The following is a 19,072-nucleotide window of genomic DNA, read 5'->3' as shown; positions in this document are numbered from 1 at the left end:
GTTTGAAAGGGTATGTATGATTGTCCTCCTTTTGTACTGATTATTACTCTGGCAGGATGGAGGAAATGCTTAATATTGCATTGTTAATTAAGCTCATCCGGGCGTTTATTCATTGATTAAAATGCGAATACTATGATGTATCATTCGACTTGTTCTTTTAAGTGTTTACCTTATCTTTTGATTCTGGGGTGCATATTGACGTTCCTGCAAGCTTGTGCACCTGTTCAGAGATATGTCCTGTTATCCTCCGATAATGGTGACGGAACCTATACCAATCCGGTGATTAATGCCGATTATCCTGATCCGGATATTATCCGTGTAGGGGAGGATTATTACATGGTTAGTTCGTCCTTCGTGGCAATGCCGGGAATTCCGGTCTGTCATTCGAAAGATTTGATTAATTGGCAAATTATCGGTCATGCCTATGACAGTATCACTTTCCAGCCTCAATATCGGATGGAAAATGAGAAAACGGCTTATAGCCGTTTGTGCTGGGCCCCTACCATCAGATATGATGAAGGCATTTATTATATAGGAGTCAATATTGCGGATGATGGCTTCGTCATGTTTAAGAGTACGAGGCCGGAAGGTCCTTATACGATGCATAAGTTTGAAAAGCGGTTGTATGATCCCGGCTTTTTTATTGATGATGACGGTAAAAAGTATGTCACTCACGGAAAAGGGAAAATCTATCTGACGCGGTTGAAAGATGATGCTACGGGAGTGCTCGACCCTCAAGATAAAGGAACGCTCATTATAACAGCTCCCGAAGGTTACGGCCATTTGTTTGAGGGATGTCACACTTATAAAAGAAACGGATGGTATTATGTCTTTAATCCGGCGTTGGGGTATGATGGGGTGCAGATGATAAGCCGTTCACGAAACCTTTATGGACCTTATGAAACGAAAGTTCTGATAGATGATGATATTAATTATGCCGGTGCAGGTGTTCATCAGGGTGGGTATATAGAAACGGCTGAAGGAGAATCCTGGGCATACACTTTTCAAGATCGCGATTATATGGGGAGGTGTCTTATGTTATATCCTATGAAATGGGAGAATGAATGGCCGGTTGTCGGACCGGAAGGCAGACCGGGGAAAGGAGTGGTTACTTATCGGAAACCGGCAGTCAAAGGTAAACATAAGATGAATTATCCTCATCATTCCGATTCTTTTGACAAACCGGAATTGGCTCCGGTCTGGGAATTTAATCATGTTCCGTATAAAGAGAAGTGGAGCTTGACGGACAGGCCGGGTTATTTTAGAATATATGCTCAACATGCCAAAGGTTTTTATTGGGCGAGGAACTCGTTAACTCAAAAGGTGACAGGACCGTATAGCACGGGCACGGTATTATTAGACTTGTCCGGTTTAAAGGAAGGTGACTTTGCCGGAAATGGGATTATGGGAAGAATGATGTATCAATTTGGAGTCAGAAAGAAGGACAACCGCTTTTGGCTTGAAATGAGAAAAGGGAACCGGAATGCGGCAGAGATGATTGTGGATAGTCTTGAATTGAAAGATGTTCAGAGAATTTATCTGCGCACAGAAACAACGAAAGAAGGGGCTACTCGTTTTCATTATAGTTTGGATAATCGCCAATATCATCGTTTCGGTCCTGAAGGTGTTTCTAATTTCTGGGGATTTCTAGGGATACGGCATGCACTCTGTTGTTATAATGTAATGAAAGGAAATCCTTGCGGATATGCCGACTTTGACTCTTTTGAACTGGAAAGTGCGCATCGCGGCAATCATTATGATGCATTTACGGAAATAGACTTCTTTCGTTATGACGACCGGGAAGGGATGACATTGGTTCGTCCTGTCGGCAAACGTCCGATGCAATTTCTAACGGATATAAAGGACAGCGATTGGCTTGTGTTTAATAACTTGACATTTAAGAAAAGACCCGGAAAGATAACATTCGAACTGCAGGCTTTGAATCCGGGAGGAGTTCTTGAGATGAGAAGAGGTTCTTTACAAGGGGAACTGTTGGCTTCTTGCACTATTCAATCTACTAACGGGGAGTGGACGAAGCAGAGTTTTGAAGTAAAGAAATTACGAAAGAAAGAGAAAGTCTATTTTGTGTTCAGAGGTTCAAATAAGAGCTTATCTATTAAGAATTTCATATTTGAGTAGAATATCCAACAAGGTCATATATCGAACCTTTATCGAAATAGAAAATCACTAAAGTAAAGGTTTTAGAGGATAATCATAGCTGGCTTATAGATATTTACTACATTTGCGAACGACCGGTAATACTTCCGGTTATTTATAGAATATCCTTTTGGTACATTGTGCGTTGGGGATATTCTTGTTTGTATAAGAAATAATAGTAAATAATGGATATTGGAGGAGGCAAATGAATAGTGATTATAAAGTTGGCGATTTAATTTATGATGCAAATATTTATGATGGAATGAATACCAGCATGGATGATTTGCAATTTTATAAGCGGTGGTTACCTAAAAACAAGGATGCCCGAATACTTGAGCTTTGCTGTGGAACTGGCAGACTTACTCTTCCTATTGCAAAGGATGGATATGATATAAGTGGGGTTGATTACACTGCTTCAATGCTCCATCAGGCTAAGATGAAAGCTGCCGAGGCTGGACTAAGAATCAATTTCATTCAGGCGGATATCAGGACTCTGGATTTACAGGAGAAGTACGACCTTATTTTTATTCCATTTAATTCGATCCATCATTTATATGAGAATGAAGATTTATTTAAGGTACTTCATGTCGTTAAAAATCACCTCAAAGACGGAGGCTTATTTCTGTTGGATTGTTTTAATCCGAATATTCGGTATATAGTTGAAGATGAGAAAGAGCAGCAGGAAATAGCCACGTATACAACTGATGATGGAAGAGAAGTTTCGATAAAGCAGACAATGCGATATGAAAATAAAACCCAGATTAATCGGATCGAATGGCATTATTTTATCAATGGTGAATTCAATTCTATTCAAAATCTGGATATGAGAATGTTTTTCCCTCAAGAGTTGGATTCATATTTGGAATGGAATGGTTTTAGTATTATTCATAAATATGGAGGATTTGAAGAAGAAGTATTTAATGATGATTCGGAAAAACAGGTGTTTGTTTGTCAATGTAAGTTTGGATATTGATGTGTTGTTGACAGGCAAATCTCTTTATCTTGTATGAAAAGTCCCTTTATATCAGTTTACTCTATCAAATTTTGATTGATCGAATAATGAGACAACCGGGTATAAAGGGACTTTTTATATGCTTATCAAAGAGTTATTTTTTTCTCTCTTTGTATTCTGACGGGGTAATTCCTATCACTTTCTTGAAGCACTTGCTGAAATATTTCGGATCGTTGAACCCCGTCATATATGCTACCTGGGAGAAGTTATATTCGTCGCTGTCAATCAGTTGTACGGCACGTTTGATACGTATTTCCCGTATAAAGTCAACAGGTGTCAGTCCGACGATTGATTTTAATTTCCGGTAGAAGATTGTACGGCTAAGCATCAACTGTTCTGCAAATTCGTCAATCGTTAGTTCGGCATTGTCCATCTGTTCTTCCATGTATGCCATTACTTTTTTCATAAATTGCTCGTCGTATGGAGTAATCTGTGGTTGTGAAGGAGTCAGAGGATCGGGAGAAGAGGTATTCTTTCCTTCCATCAGCCTATTCATATAGAGCTCCTGCAATGCTTTGCGTTGTCGTAACAAGGAGGCTACACGGGTCTTTAGATAAGTAGCACTGAAAGGTTTGGTGATATAATCGTCAATGCCTTGTTCCAATCCGGCGATACGGTCGTCCAGAGAGGCTTTGGCTGATAATACAATGATGGGGATATGGCAAATATTGTTGTTCTCTTTGATTTGCCTAATCATTTCTAAACCGTCCATCACCGGCATCATAACATCGCTGATAATAAGATCGGGCAGGTCGTCAACAGCATGTTGCAATCCCTCTTCACCATTGGAAGCTGTGATTACCGTATAATTCTCCGACAAAATACTTTTCAGAAAAGCCTTTAACTCTTCATTATCTTCTACCACCAATATGGAGAAACCATCCGAATTAGTCTCAAGGTCTTCTTTTTCTTCCACCTCTTCTGGCGCTTTCATGCTATCGACGGGATGAGGTGCTGAACTCTGACTATCATTCAGGATAAATTCGACTTGTACATCCTCTTCGAAAATTTCCCGTTGTAAAGGCAAGCTTACTGTAAAACGGCTGCCTATTCCGGGTTGACTATTTACTGTAATAGTGCCATGATGCATTTCCACCATCTCTTTCACGAGAGACAGCCCGATGCCGGAAGATGGTTGCAGAATATTCTGTTTTACCAATGACTCGAAGCGTTGGAACAAGGAATGTTGCTTTTCTACTGCAATTCCGATTCCTTCGTCTGCAACCTCTATCTCTACCGTCTTCTCTTTCGTTGTGATATTGACTGTAATCGACTTGTCGGCAGGTGTATATTTGAATGCATTGGAAAGCAGATTGAAGAATATCTTTTCAAACTTATCTCTATCCACCCAGCTATATACCGACTGGATGGTAGAAGTCAGCTGATAGTTTATGTTCTTTTCTTCAGCTATCAGTTTGAAGCTACTCATCACCTTTTGCAAAAGTGGAATCAAATCGGTCTCTTCAATCAGTAGTTTCATTTTCTGATTCTGAATCTTGCGGAAATCCAGAATCTGATTCATCAGTCGGAGCATGCGCTCTGTGTTCTGATGTACCAAAGTCAAATGCTCACGGGCGGAAGGAGAAAGCGGCTCATTCTCTAATACCTCTGTCACAGGGCTACTGATTAAAGTTAGCGGAGTACGTAATTCATGAGATATGTCAGTAAAGAATCGCAGTTTGATATTTGCTAATTGTTGTTCCATATCCACTCTGTGACGTAACCGGTAGATGTAAAATAATACATATACGATGCTTGCCGTAAAGAGTATGAATAGAATGAAATAGAGCAGCCATGCCCAGTAGGTTTCCCAAAAGGTGGGGAGTACATGTATAGATAGAGTCCGTACATTGTCCACCCAGACCCCGTCACTGTTTGTTGACTTTATCTGCAACTGATATTTGCCTGCAGGTAAGTTGATGTAGCTAGCGGAACGGTTATTATCTGCTTCATTCCATTCTTCTTCTAGTCCTTGCAGGCGATAGGCATATAAAATCCCTTTTGGATTGACATAATCAAGTGCAGCAAACTGGAAAGTTACATTCCTTTGAGAGGGCTCCAGTTCCAATTCTTCCAGATTGTCAATAGAGTGATCGGTAAGGTGTCCTTGAATCTTGAGTCCCGTAAACACAATAGGAGGGACATAGCTACTCTTCCGCATCTTCTCCGGAGAAACTTCCAGAAAGCCTTTATCAGTTCCTAAGATAATTTGGTTGCGGGCATTGATAATAGGAAGAGCTTCGGAGAAATTGAATTCCTGATAGATGGAACTTAATTCATAGTTCTCAAAAGTTTCTTTGGCTGGATCGAATTTGGAGAGCGCAATCTCCGAAACAACCCATAGCTGATTCTGTGTATCTTCAATCATTGATAGTGCCAAATCGGACGCCAGCCCGTTGTTCTTGTCGTAGTTTCTGAATTGGATATTCTCGTTCAGCAGATTGGGAGATATCACTTTATTTACGCCTCCGGTGAAACTGATGATATAAGTGGTTTTATTCTTGTCTGTATAGATATGCATGATATCGTTGGCACTAAGACTGTTTTTATCTCCCGGTCTACGGATATTCCGGTAGAATTTAATCTCTTCCAGGCGTTCGAAGTTGTTCGAGAATGTCAGCAGTCCGTTAGTCGTTCCCACTAAAATCACTCCTCCCGGAGCTTCTGCAATATTGCGTACTTTCATACCGTAAGCTATGGGATAGTTTCTTAACTCATTATTACTATGAATAAATGAAACTTTTCCATCTTTAGCTTGTGCCAGCAGATTTAATCCACCCCCATAACATCCTATCCAAATATTATTACGACTGTCCTGAAAGATAGCATAAATGCTATTACTGCTTAAACTATAAGGATCATTTGTCTGGTGTTCAAAATGGTGAATAGAGTAATGATTTGCTCCTGTCTTTTTAAGTTGGAAAAGTCCGATTTCTTTAGTCCCCAACCATATATTTCCATCTTTGTCTTCCAGAATTGAATATACCCCATTATAGAACGATTGTTTTTCCTTAATGATATTTCCTTGTTTGGATAAGTACCCCACCAGGTTACCATCCGGTGCGAATATTTGGATATAATTAGATTTCGATGCTGTCCATAGACGTTTATTGCTGTCTTGCAGGAATGCACGTGTTTCTGCCTCGTAATCAGTCAGGTTAAATTGATAGCTCTGTGGAAAGAAGCATAGTTTCTCTACACCACGTGCTGTTGCAAACCAACAGTTTCCCTGATTATCCAATGTATAAGACCTGACTAACGGACTGAAAATAGACTTAGGATTATTGATATCCGTAAGAAGCGGTTTGAGAGTTCTTTCTTTCCGGTCATAGTAGCAAAAGTTTCCTTCCGTGGGGAGTAACCATAGGTTTTTCGCATTATCTTCAAAAATAAGTTTGCGACTTTTACGCCCATGCTTGATAATCTCATCTTTTGGGGTGAACAGATGCTCTTTTTCATTGGTCACGAGGTTAAGATGGACAATGCCCGGATCTTTTGAAAAAATCCAGATATCTCCCAAGTGGTCTTGATAGACAGATTCTACATCGTTGGAAGTTTGGGTAGCTGTACGGATGTCTATTTGCTGGAAACTGTTCTTCGGGATAGAATACAAAATCACTCCATTATCCGTTCCCAAGGCCAGCATATCTTTTCCTATGGTGGTGACATTGTTTATTTTATGATGCGGATAAGGAATATCTACGAATTTCAGTTTTTTAGTGTGGAAGTCATATCTGGCTAACTTGTCATTTTCTGCAATCAGATAGATCGTTTCCTTTATTTGGGTGATGAACTGGAAAGGAAAGTCAGTATCCAGTGTTTTCTTTCCTATGATGGAAACACCTTTGTCTGTCAATATCCATTCATCTTCTTCAGAGTCTTGATAAATGTTAAATATTTGATATCCTTTCAGGTTGTGGTTGGAAGCTGAATAAAGTGTGATACCTTCTCCTTTTTTGCATAATTGTTCGTCCACTCTGAATGCATATCCGCTTTCACAGAGAATCCAGGCAATCCCTTTCTCCAGCGAATAAATGCGTGTAACATTGTTAGTTTGTTTCGTGGAAAGTTCAATAGGTTGGAGAACATCAATAAACTTCTCGGTTTCCACATCAAAAAGACAGGCTTGTCCATCGTAAGTGGGGCACCATATATCTCCGTATTTGCTTTCTGAAATAGTTCCCATGCGATTACTGCCGAATGCATATTTACTCTCTTGCGAAGTTTTATATGTCTTAAAAGTGTATCCGTCAAACTTGTTAAGCCCGTTCCAGGTACTAAACCAAACAAGCCCTTTCTGATCCTGTAAAATGCTCATTACATTACCTTGAGCGAGACCGTCACTCACGGAGAAATGTTTAACTTGGCAGATAGGTTGAGCAGCTATATCGATCGCTATTGTTAGAAGAAGAAATAAAGTATGGAGCCGTTTCATAGTAGTTACTTTAATGTTTATAGCAAAAATAAACAAAACAATGCAGAATGGAAAGTCCGATAAGCGGTTTGAACGAATAATACTCGTTTTTTCCTATTTTTTCCTCTTCATCCTATACAGCATTGATCTCTATGTTGTGTTTTGAACAAAAATAAGAGAGTAATATTAGTTAAAAAAATCCTCTTTATAATCTGAATAAGATTATAAAGAGGATAATTTTATTGACAAGAGTTGCATGGGGTATGGTGAGATGAAATCATAATTGGGGAATAAATTGCACAAGACTTTCACAAGTATCCTCCTGCCAATGCCTAAAATCATAGCAAAGCTAATTAAATAGTTTTTCGAATTGCAATATTTATTAATTTATCTTATGGTATTTATGAAATTTTTAATATATTGAAGATATTTTGTGCCAACTTTCCGTAACTCGTTGATTTTGCTTATGTTTGTAGGTAAAATAAAGAATGAAGTGAATGAATATGTCTACACAGCTATTATATAATGATTTCCCTACTTTTTTACGGAAATATTTTCCTTACAAAGTACAAAAGATTTCATTGAATGCAGGTTTCACTTGCCCCAATCGTGATGGTACAAAAGGGTGGGGTGGATGTACTTACTGCAATAACCAGACTTTTAATCCGGATTATTGTCGGACAGAGAAATCTATTGCAATTCAATTGGAAGAAGGTAAATGCTTTTTTGCCCATAAATATCCGGAAATGAAATATTTGGCCTATTTTCAGGCCTACACCAATACATATGCGGAGTTGGAAGGCTTGAAGCGTAAGTATGAGGAAGCATTGGCGGTGGATGGGGTAGTCGGGCTGGTGATTGGTACGCGTCCCGATTGTATGCCGGAAAGTTTGTTGCGTTATCTGGAAGATTTGAACAAACATACGTTTCTCATGGTAGAATATGGGATCGAAAGCACTTGTGATGAAACCTTAAAACGCATCAATCGGGGGCATACTTATGCAGATACAGTAGAAGCTGTGTGTCAGACAGCGGCCTGTGGTATCCTGACAGGTGGACATATCATCCTCGGACTTCCGGGAGAAACACATGATACAATGGTGGCACATGCCGAAATTCTTTCCGATCTGCCTTTAGCTACACTTAAAATCCATCAGTTACAGTTGATCCGTGGTACGCGAATGGCGCATGAGTATGACGTAACTCCTGCTGGCTTTCATTTGTTTAACGAGGTTGAGGAATATATTGATCTGGTGATTGATTATGTAGAACATCTCCGTCCCGATATGGTTGTGGAACGTTTTGTTTCCCAATCTCCTAAAGATTTATTAATAGCTCCGGACTGGGGATTGAAAAATTATGAATTTGTAGCTCGTTTACAAAAAAGAATGAAAGAAAGAGGTGCTTATCAAGGTAAGAAGTATAGGGATTCGGAAAAAAGGATTATTTTTGCAAACGATAAACTTACCACTTAATAAATAGCTGTTTTGCGGAGTATAGAATAGTGGAAGAAATATTTAATGGATTTGAAAGATGGAAAGTAAAACAAGAATTAAAGGAAATGTCCACTATGTGGGAGTAAATGACCGTAACAAGCACAGATTTGAAGCGATGTGGCCATTGCCCTATGGAGTTTCATATAACTCTTATCTGATTGATGATGAAATGGTGGCATTGGTAGATACGGTAGATATCTGTTATTTTGAAGTCTACTTGCGTAAAATCAAGCAAGTGATTGGAGAACGTCCCATTAATTATTTGATTATAAATCACATGGAACCGGATCATTCGGGATCTATCCGATTGATTAAACAACATTATCCGGAAATTATTATCGTGGGTAATAAGCAAACATTCGGTATGATTGAAGGTTTCTATGGGGTAACCGGTGAACAATATCTGGTAAAGGACGGTGATTTCCTCGCTTTAGGACGTCACAAACTGCGTTTTTATATGACTCCAATGGTGCATTGGCCGGAAACGATGATGACTTTTGATGAAACGGATGGAGTTCTTTTCTCCGGTGACGGATTCGGATGTTTTGGTACTGTAGATGGCGGATTCCTGGATACCCGGATCAATGTCGATAAGTACTGGGGAGAAATGGTTCGTTACTACTCTAATATCGTTGGTAAATACGGAAGCCCCGTGCAAAGGGCTTTGCAGAAATTAGGTGGACTTCCCATTTCTGCCATTTGTTCTACTCACGGACCTGTATGGACAGAGAATATTGCAAAGGTGATCGGCATATATGATCGTTTGAGTCGTTATGATGCGGATGAAGGTGTTGTTATTGCCTACGGAAGCATGTATGGAAATACAGAGCAGATGGCGGAAGCTATTGCTGAAGAGCTTTCTGCACAGGGGGTTAAGAATATCGTTATGCATAACGTAACAAAGAGTCATCCTTCTTATATCATAGCGGATATTTTCCGTTATAAGGGATTGATTATCGGTTCTCCTACGTATAGTAATCAGATATTTCCGGAGGTGGAAGCGCTGCTTTCAAAGATTCTGCTGCGTGAGGTGAAAGGACGCTATTTGGGTTACTTCGGTTCTTTTGCATGGGCAGGTGCTGCGGTGAAACGTCTGGCGGAGTTTGCTGAAAAGAGTAAATTCGAATTGATCGGTGATCCGGTGGAGATGAAGCAGGCTATGAAAGACCTGACTTATACCCAGTGCGAAAATCTGGCACGTGCCATGGCGGACCGTTTGAAGAAAGATCGTTAAAACAGTGAATGAGATAATTTATTAACTAACCTATAAAATAATCGACTTATGAGACTTATTATTCAGCCGGACTACCAGTCCGTATCTCTGTGGGCTGCACATTACGTTGCCGCTAAAATAAAAGCTGCCAATCCAACCCCCGAGAAACCATTTGTATTGGGCTGTCCCACCGGATCATCTCCTCTGGGCATGTATAAAGCTTTGATCGACCTGAATAAGAAAGGAATCGTTTCCTTCCAGAATGTGGTAACATTCAACATGGACGAATATGTAGGATTGCCGAAAGAACATCCGGAAAGCTATTATTCTTTCATGTGGAATAACTTTTTCGGTCATATCGACATTAAACCCGAGAATACTAATATTCTGAATGGTAACGCTCCGGATCTGGATGCAGAATGTGCACGTTACGAAGAAAAGATCAAGTCATACGGTGGCATCGACCTGTTCATGGGTGGTATTGGTCCTGACGGACATATTGCATTCAACGAACCGGGATCTTCATTGACTTCACGCACTCGTCAGAAAACGTTAACAATGGATACCATCATTGCTAACTCCCGTTTCTTTGATAATGACATCAACAAAGTTCCTAAGACTTCTTTGACAGTGGGAGTAGGTACTGTGCTTTCTGCAAAAGAAGTGATGATTATTGTAAATGGTCATAACAAAGCTCGTGCTTTGTATCATGCGGTAGAAGGTGCTATCACACAGATGTGGACAATCAGTGCATTGCAAATGCATGAAAAGGGTATTATCGTTTGTGATGATGCTGCTACAGCTGAATTGAAAGTGGGTACTTACCGTTACTTCAAAGATATCGAATCTGCTCATTTGGATCCAGAATCATTGATTAAGTAATTTGTGATGAAATAATAGAAATAAGGGCTGCGCACTGAAAATGTGACGCAGCCCTTTTAATTTCTGATACTATTATGTGAAGATTAGATTTTGGATGATTGTCTAACGAGCAAGTATTTTGGCTATTTCTGTTGCTGCTACTTTATATCCTTCACCAGTGAAATGAATGTAATCATTTCCATAAAGTCCGTCTTTCATAGTTCCGTCCGCTTCGGTGAACCATTTGGTGGGATTGATATATTCAACTTTCTCGAATCGGTGATGTTGTAATATGTCATGAATCTTATCACATTGTGTGCGCACTTTACTCTGTTGTTCCTTACCGGATGGAAACAGACCTAAAAGAATGATACGTGATTCGGGGAATTGCTTCCGTACTTCATTGGCTACTGCGATAATTCCTTCAGCCGTGTTTTCAGGACTGTCTTTTCCACTTATCAGATTATTAATTCCAATGGCAATCACTATGTTTTCAGGGTGGCAACTATTGTAGTTATCATAACGGACACGCCAAAGCAGGTTTTGCGTGCGGTCGCCGGATATGCCGGCACTTTCCCAATTATCCTTTCCTATGGCATTGTCCATAGCCTCTTTGCCGGGCTTGTAAGTCACTTCTTTTCTGTTACCTCCCCAACCTTGTGTGATGGAATTTCCCAATAACAACAGTTTTAAATGTTTCCCATTGAGAGTGGCGGTTATGTCTTTTGCTACGCTGTTCCAGTCCGAGTTTTGGGTCCATCCGGCTGCCGAACGGAATTCATTTCCCGGTACAGGATGCACACGCATATTTTCCGCCCTGTTCGTAGCTTTGAGGATGAACTGCACAATAGGCTCGGGATTGTTGAGGGAGTGCGGGTGATGATCCACTCCAGGCTTATGAATAATAGTAATTGGTGCATGCAATTCCTCCATACGTTGTTCGAAAATGGCTGTGTTTTCAGCAACCGACACCACTTGATCAGCATCACCTACCACGTGCAGGATGGGGATTCCAGCTTTTGCCATTGTCGGTGCACAGTCTATCGGATTCTTTTTCCAGTTCAACGCTTCAGCTTCGTTTTTAAAACCGTAAGCATTGAGAAGTTGTTTCGTATCCATGGCGGAACCGGCAGATTTACCTTGTCCCATAGGCCAACTTTTGAAGTCCATTACGGGGGCATCTGCATAAATACATGCCACTTTTTCCGGGTTTTGTGCCGCCCAGTTATAGACAATCAGCCCGCCACGACTCATCCCTTCAAGTGCCACTTTCTTGTTGAATCCGGCTTTCACCATTCGCTTGTAAAAACTATTCCAGCGTTGAACAGCTTTATCCGAGCCATATAAGTCGGCTACATCACAGTAAACAATATGAAAGCCATGTTCCAATAATGCTATGTCAGTCTGTGGCTCATGCCCCCAAAAGCGTGCACGAATCATCCAAGGTTTTCCTATGGCTTCTTTTGCGGGCTCTACTACAAGGCATTTTACTCCCTCATTCTCAAATTCATACCCTTGGTGTCCATGGAAGTTGAATCGTTTGGCATCTTGTATTCCCAGTGATGTCTGCAGCTTTGTTGGAGAAGCTGTTGCTTTTACAGCGAGATATTTATATATCTTTTGGGCCATGACTCCTGCTCCGATAGAAGAGGGGTGCAGTTTGTCCGGTAGCATAACCGAATCCCACTGGTCGCCGAAGAGATTAAACAGATTGATAATTTCCAGTTGATTTTTCCAGGCCAATTCTTCCACCGTGGGGCGTACCTCGTTTTCTATCAGTTGTGCATTGATTTCCGAACCCTCCGGCAGGAAACAACGGATAGGAGTCAGGAGAATAATACGTGGATGTGATTTCAGATTCTGGTATGTGTCAATTAATGTCTGGTAATTGTCTTTGAATTCGTTTTTGTATTTCCAGTTTTGCGGTTTGGTATCGTTAGTACCTAATTTGATTAATACAATATCGGGCTGATATTCCAGAGATGCTTTGTAGGTATCTGTTTCGGAATATGGGTAATCTCCTTTAGACAATATAGTTCGACCAGAGGCTCCGAAGTTTTTGACCTCATACCCATCTCCCAGATAAGCTTGAAGTTGTGCCGGATAGCAGTTCATTTCCCGGTTGGGGATGAATGTTCCATAAGTAATACTGTTTCCTATGCACGCTACCCGTATGGGTTCACTTGCAAATGATTGGATAGTAATGAATAGACATACAAGAAAGATGCCGATGTGATTTAATTTTTTCATGATGAATATGATGATTTTGGTTTGTTGGGGGGATAACCAATCGTTGTTTTGCTGTGTATAAACGAACTGGCATGCTACTAATAATAAAACTTATTTATTCACGTTCCTATCATATAGCATACCAGTTCGATTCATTTTTCGGCTTTTATACCTCTTCCAGCCAGCCTTTCCCTTGCCGGATGATTTCCAGTTCGTCGTCGGTACATTTCACTACAGTGGAAGGTTCTATACCTCCGATACCTCCGTCAATGACCAGATCGACAATGTCACCGAACTTCTCATCTATCAGTTCGGGATCTGTCATATATTCCAAGTCCTCATGCTCTTCGTAAGGCAGAGTGGTCGTCATAATGGGAGCATCCAGCAGGCGTGCGATTTCGCGGATTATATTATTATCCGGCATACGGATACCCACTTCTTTCCGGTTGCGGAAGATTTTGGGTAACCGGTTGGTTCCGTTCAAAATAAAGGTGAATGGCCCCGGAAGATTATGCTTCATCAGCTTGAATATATTATTGTCTACTTTCGCATATTCGCTGATGCTACTCAAGTCATAACAGATGATAGACAGATTGTTCTTTCTAGGGTCTATCTCTTTGATCCGGCATATCCGTTCTATAGCACGTTCCTTCAAACCATGACAGCCGATGGCGTACATCGTATCAGTGGGATAGATAATCAGTCCGCCGTCATTCAGGATGTCGATGATTCGTTGTAAATCCTGCGGGTTATTATTTTTGTCATATAGCTTCAGAAGCATAATTCATTCTCCTTCTCTCTTATTTGAGTTTCTTTTTTAAGAAATCCAGTGCCTTTTCTGCTGCTTTCTCTGTCACCTTTTGTTTGATTGAATCCTTATTGGCGGTAGCGGCAGAGTCCAGTCCCAGTTTCTGTCCGAGTTTGCTGATAGCTTCATCGGCTACAGCCTCGACAGCTTGATTGGCCATGCTTTTAGTATCGACGCTGACTTTCGGAGAGGTAAATGAACCTCCGATCTTCAAGTCAAGAGTCATTAGTTTAGAGATATTGCCTACAGATGCCGGCAACTTCACTTTTCCGGAGTAGTCGATGGTTTGATCGAGGCCTGTGCTACCGGAAAGATTCAATGTGTAGTCTCCCATCTTGATATCGAACGGTTTGGTTTCTACGCGTCCGTCTTTGATGGTGAAATCCAGTGTCATATCTTTCACCTTCATGTCTTTCAGACTTGGCTGTTTAACGGCATCGGCTATTTCGTCGATTGCTTTCACTCCGCTTAAACTAAGATCACGGGTGGAAAGGCTACCATCACCTTGCATTGTATTCAGTACAGGGCTCATGGTTGCATCCAAATCTGTCAGTACATTAATACTTCCGGAGAAATTACCTTTCAGGTTTTCGAAGATAGGAGCCATCTTCTGCACCATGTCCAATTCTTTGTAAGCTTGTGCGAAACCGATATTGGAGAGTTTGAATCCGGCTTTCATTTCCGGCTTCTTTACGTTGGCAGTGGAGTAGTAGCCGTTCATGACCACGTTGCCACCCATGGTATTCATGGAGAGGTTTTTCATATCCACTTTGCCATCTTTTACCACAAGCTTGCCGTTCATATTATTGAAAGACATCTTATCGAATAACACCTGTTTCAGGTTAGCGTCCATTTGGAAGTCGATGTTGCGGGGAACTTCCATAATACCCGTGGCAGCTGTAGCTACGGAGTCGGTAGACGCAGTTTCTGATGCAGTCGCTTCATCCGCAGAAGCAGCCATGAAGTCGTTCAGATTGAAATAGTTGGAACGAATATTCAGGTTTCCTTTCAATGTAGTACCTTTCAATGCGTAACCGATATAGTTTTCAAACCGACTGTCGGCTGTGATATCATTCTTTCCGATGTTGACGGTTGTCTCGCTCAACTGGAGGTATTTCGGGGTGAAAGTGAAGAGAGACTTCTTGATTTCTACGTCCGGCATATCTTTCATTTTGAGTTTCATACCCGTCAGTCCGATAGTACCTGAAGCTTGCATACGTTCGTATTCCTCTTTTTCGATATAGGAAAGGCGTCCTGACATTTGCATATCGGCGTCAATGGTACCGTTCAACTCCATATCTCCAAGTGGATAGACTTGTTTTATCATACCTAAATTGAGAATCCCTTTAGCTTCAGCTTTAAAGTCCGGATCGCTGATCGGTGTTTTTACATTAGCCGTCAGGCTAAACGGATTTCCGGCAAGACGGAAACTGAAAGGATTGATATTGACCGTCGTCAGGTCGATATTTCCTCCCGGGTTCTGGACGTTGGCACTGATATTGATTTGATCCACTCCTGCCGGTAAAGCCGGATAGCGGAACATGGCATTCTTGACTTGCATATCAATGTTGAATGCAGGAACGGTGTCGCCTTGCAAGATACCTTTGGCCGTTGCAGTAAGCGTAGCGGTTCCGTCTGTTTTCAGACTGGAGAATTCCGTTGCATAAATGGCTGGAATCAGTGACAAGATTTCCTTAAACCCGATATCGTTCGTGTTAAGTTTCAAGTCTATGTCGATAGCCGGATCTTTCAAGGCTACCCAACCGTCGATACCTGCCTGAATGGCGTTGAGGCGGATGGTGTTGTCTTTTAATGTGTATTTGTTATTGGCAAGGTCGGCATCCACATCCATTGTTGCGGAGATATTGGCATTGGCCAGGAAAGGGATTCCATTCATCTTGTAAGTAAGTGATTTGGTTTCCGCTTCCAACTTCAGAGTAGTGCGGTCACTTCCTAAGTCTCCGGCGCAGACTGCGTTAAAGTCGCGGATATCAGCATACATCTTTCCTTGTTGATCGTCATAAATCAGGTTCATGTTTTTGATAACAAAGCGTTGTAGCTTCACTTTGAAAGGAGAAGATGCTTCTTCTTCTGAAACAGGAGCTTCGGCTGTTGCTGTTGTATCCGGTTTCATAATATCCCAGTTGGCACGTCCGTCCGGCAATACAATGGCATGTAACCGTGTATCTTCAATGAATATTTTAGAAATATCGTAACCGCTATCTCCGAAAAGAGAGAATAAGTTGACTGCGGCAGTAACTTCTCCGGCCTGTACAAGGGTGTCGTTGGCAAATTCACCAGTACCTTTTAACCAGAAATCCTCGAGAGTGACAGAAGCCTGTGGAAAGTTACGGAACAGGCTAATGTTAAGGTTCTTAAAGTCAAATTGTGCATTAAGCATCTTGTTGCCTTCTGTTTTTACAATGTCGGCTATCTTTCCCTGGAAGGCGAAAGGAAGAAGGAACATCAGAATGATGATGACTCCTACTGTGATAGCTGCGATTTTCAAACCTTTTTTCATTTGCTTCTATTTTAAGAGTTTGAGATATTACAAAGAGCAAAACTAATAAAAGTTTTTGATATAGAGGGAGAATCAGTTCCTTTTCTTTCGTCTTGATACGAAAGAAAAGGAACCAAAAAGAAAGAATCAAGGCTACGTTTTTCCGACTACTCCGGTGTTTCCTCCGGCTAAAGGGCAGAAACTCGCTACGCTCAAACAGTTTGCCCTTTTTAACGCCGGAGAAACCACCTGCGCTTGACGTCGGAAAAACGAGGCCGGGAGGCCATGCGGGGGCACTGTTTGATGGAGATATTGTGTGTAGGATGATTTTTATGTAAGTGTGTAGATGACAAAGATGGATAGGTGCGGAGGTCGGGAAGAATAGGCTATTTTTTCTTTCTAAGTTCTTCTGCAATTCTCCATTGTAAGGCGGCTTCTCCTTCTTTCCCGACTTTCAACAGAGCGTCTCCGAAGAGTTCGTGTGCACCGGCATGTTCCGGTTTCAGGCTGGTGGCCTTGTCCAGGTCGGCAATGGCACCTTCTGTGTTTTCTGTTTTTAGCCGGAGCTTTCCGCGGTTATAGACAGCTTTAAAGTTTGCCGGATAGAGGGTGACTGCAATGTTGAAGCAGTTTTCAGCATCGAAATACTCTTTGTTGTTGAAGAGAGTGATTCCTTTGCGTATCCAGGCATCCACATAATTAGGGTCGAGACTAAGTGCCTTGTCGTAGTTGGCGAGGGCGGCACGTGAGTCGTGTGCCTGGGTGATACATTCGTTACCCATTAATAGATATTCGTGAGCATATTGGCGGAGGCGTTCCTGCTGTTCGCGCATTTGCTCTTTGAGTTTCTTATTCTGCTCTTTCAAGGTGTTTATGACACCGAGTTTACGTCGGATAAAACGGCGGGGAACAGGTTTCTCAATATCATAGCGGGAATGAATGGCGCGGAAAAACTGTTCCAGACATTCCTCCATGTCTCCTTTGTCGAAAGCGCGTGAAGCAGCAGCGTATTGCACGTCGGCCTGCGCTTGTTTCAGAGCTTTGTCGATAGCCTGCCGGTCGTTGAAACGTCCGGCAAAGTTTACGATTTCGGGGCGGACGAAGACGTCAGCACGGTTAATAGGCTTTTTGAGCTGAATACCGTCCAGTGAGGTACAGCGGCTTAGTGCCACGTATGCTTGTCCACCTGCAAATACACCACCTGTGAAGTCGATGACTACACGGCTGAAAGTCAGTCCCTGACTCTTATGGACAGTGATGGCCCAAGCTAACCGAATGGGATATTGTGTGAAGCTACCTAAGACTTCTTCTTCTATTTCTTTTGTCTTTTCGTTGTAGCGATAACGGATATTGCGCCATGATTCACGCTTTACGTCACATTCTTTTCCATTGTCGGTGATAACGTAGATGGTTTCTTCTTCCTCATCAATTCCGGCAATGACACCAATGGTACCGTTTACCCACCTGCGGTCGAAATCATTTTTAATAAAGATGATTTGTGCACCGGGTTTCAGTACGAGCTCTTGTGAGGTGGGTAGACTGCTTTCGGGGAAATCTCCTTCGATGACTCCTTCAAAAGTAATTGGGTCTCCGGGAAGTTCCGCCAGTTTCTTTTCGTTGATAGAGTCTACCGTGTCTCTACGGGTGGCCAGAGTGATATACATATCAGCTTCCGATTCTTCTATCTGGCTTCCATAACGGGTGTTCAGTAGTTGCAGATCAGCCGCTCCGGCTGTATTGTTCCGGATATGGTCGAGGACGCCGACAAAAACTGGGTCTGTTTGGCGGTATACCTTTTGAAGTTCGATGGATACCAGGTCTATCTGGCCGAATACTCTGGCAGAGAAAAAATAGGGTGTAGGATAGAAGCGGTTCAATATTTCCCGTTCGTCGTTTTTTACGACGGGCTCCAGTTGGAATACGTCGCCTACCAATAACAGTTGTTTTCCTCCGAAAGGTTCACGCAGATTGTGAGAGTATACACGTAGGATTCGGTCGATGGCATCAATGATATCCGCCCTTACCATTGAAATCTCGTCGATGATGACCAGTTCTATTTGTTCCAACAGCTTCCGGTGAGGCTTGGTGTATTTGAAAAATTCATGGATACGACCACGCTGGAGACTCAAGTTCGGGTCATCCGGCAGCAGCGGATAGAAAGGGAGTTTGAAGAAACTATGCATCGTACTTCCTCCGGCATTGATAGCAGCGATGCCTGTCGGGGCGAGTACAACGTGTTTCTTTTTGGTATTTTCGCAGACGTAACGCAGGAATGTAGATTTCCCTGTACCCGCTTTCCCGGTCAGGAAAACCGATTGACGCGTATATTGAATCAGGTTCAGGGCGTCCTGAAACGCTGCGTTATTGGTGTCTACGCTCATA

At 41.8% G+C, this 19,072-nt stretch carries 10 protein-coding genes; 5 read left to right on the top strand and 5 right to left on the bottom strand.

The annotated features are described in order from the left end of the window. Positions 1-132: 132 nt before the first annotated feature. Both DWZ47_RS07340 and DWZ47_RS07335 read left to right on the top strand, forming a co-directional pair. Positions 133-2,139: a family 43 glycosylhydrolase gene (locus DWZ47_RS07340; RefSeq protein WP_117512681.1), complete on the top strand. Its 2,007-nt coding sequence runs from the start codon at positions 133-135 to the stop codon at positions 2,137-2,139. 223 nt (positions 2,140-2,362) lie between these two features. Further along, positions 2,363-3,130 carry a class I SAM-dependent methyltransferase gene (locus DWZ47_RS07335; RefSeq protein WP_008775408.1) on the top strand — a complete coding sequence of 256 codons (768 nt, stop codon included), beginning with the start codon at positions 2,363-2,365 and terminating at the stop codon, positions 3,128-3,130. A 133-nt stretch (positions 3,131-3,263) separates the two neighbouring features. On the opposite strand, the gene DWZ47_RS07330 is transcribed toward DWZ47_RS07335, so the two are convergent. Then, the gene (locus DWZ47_RS07330) at positions 3,264-7,604 is read right to left on the bottom strand and encodes a hybrid sensor histidine kinase/response regulator transcription factor (RefSeq protein WP_008775409.1); all 4,341 of its coding nucleotides are present in this window, start codon (positions 7,602-7,604) and stop codon (positions 3,264-3,266) included. A 476-nt stretch (positions 7,605-8,080) separates the two neighbouring features. Here DWZ47_RS07330 and DWZ47_RS07325 point away from each other — a divergent pair, with 476 nt between their 5' ends. Genes DWZ47_RS07325 through nagB form a run of 3 tightly spaced genes read left to right on the top strand, consistent with a single transcriptional unit; the run spans position 8,081 to position 11,174 of the window. Next, positions 8,081-9,058, top strand: a complete 978-nt coding sequence (locus DWZ47_RS07325) for a TIGR01212 family radical SAM protein (RefSeq protein ID WP_004305273.1) — start codon at positions 8,081-8,083, stop codon at positions 9,056-9,058. A gap of 58 nt (positions 9,059-9,116) precedes the next feature. Next, positions 9,117-10,313, top strand: a complete 1,197-nt coding sequence (locus DWZ47_RS07320; protein ID WP_004309431.1) for an FprA family A-type flavoprotein — start codon at positions 9,117-9,119, stop codon at positions 10,311-10,313. A gap of 48 nt (positions 10,314-10,361) precedes the next feature. After that, positions 10,362-11,174: a glucosamine-6-phosphate deaminase gene (nagB, locus tag DWZ47_RS07315; RefSeq protein WP_004301540.1), complete on the top strand. Its 813-nt coding sequence runs from the start codon at positions 10,362-10,364 to the stop codon at positions 11,172-11,174. A 102-nt stretch (positions 11,175-11,276) separates the two neighbouring features. On the opposite strand, the gene DWZ47_RS07310 is transcribed toward nagB, so the two are convergent. The 4 genes from DWZ47_RS07310 to DWZ47_RS07295 form a co-directional block, all read right to left on the bottom strand. Further along, the gene (locus tag DWZ47_RS07310) at positions 11,277-13,403 is read right to left on the bottom strand and encodes a GDSL-type esterase/lipase family protein (RefSeq protein WP_022199656.1); all 2,127 of its coding nucleotides are present in this window, start codon (positions 13,401-13,403) and stop codon (positions 11,277-11,279) included. A gap of 145 nt (positions 13,404-13,548) precedes the next feature. Next, the gene (locus tag DWZ47_RS07305; protein ID WP_004301542.1) at positions 13,549-14,163 is read right to left on the bottom strand and encodes an L-threonylcarbamoyladenylate synthase; all 615 of its coding nucleotides are present in this window, start codon (positions 14,161-14,163) and stop codon (positions 13,549-13,551) included. Positions 14,164-14,182: 19 nt separating this feature from the next. Then, positions 14,183-16,711 (bottom strand): AsmA-like C-terminal region-containing protein, encoded by a 2,529-nt coding sequence (locus DWZ47_RS07300; protein ID WP_004309434.1) that lies wholly within the window; start codon positions 16,709-16,711, stop codon positions 14,183-14,185. Between the two features lie 365 nt (positions 16,712-17,076). Next, entirely contained in the window at positions 17,077-19,071 is a 1,995-nt protein-coding gene (locus DWZ47_RS07295) for a tetratricopeptide repeat protein (protein WP_004309435.1), read from the bottom strand. Position 19,072 lies beyond the last annotated feature (1 nt).

Origin of the sequence: Bacteroides sp. AF32-8BH (assembly GCF_003435205.1) — a bacterium.
Taxonomy (GTDB): Bacteria; Bacteroidota; Bacteroidia; order Bacteroidales; family Bacteroidaceae; genus Bacteroides; species Bacteroides ovatus.
The sequence above is the reverse complement of the archived record's forward strand: the minus strand, read 5'-3'. Positions and strand labels throughout refer to the sequence as shown.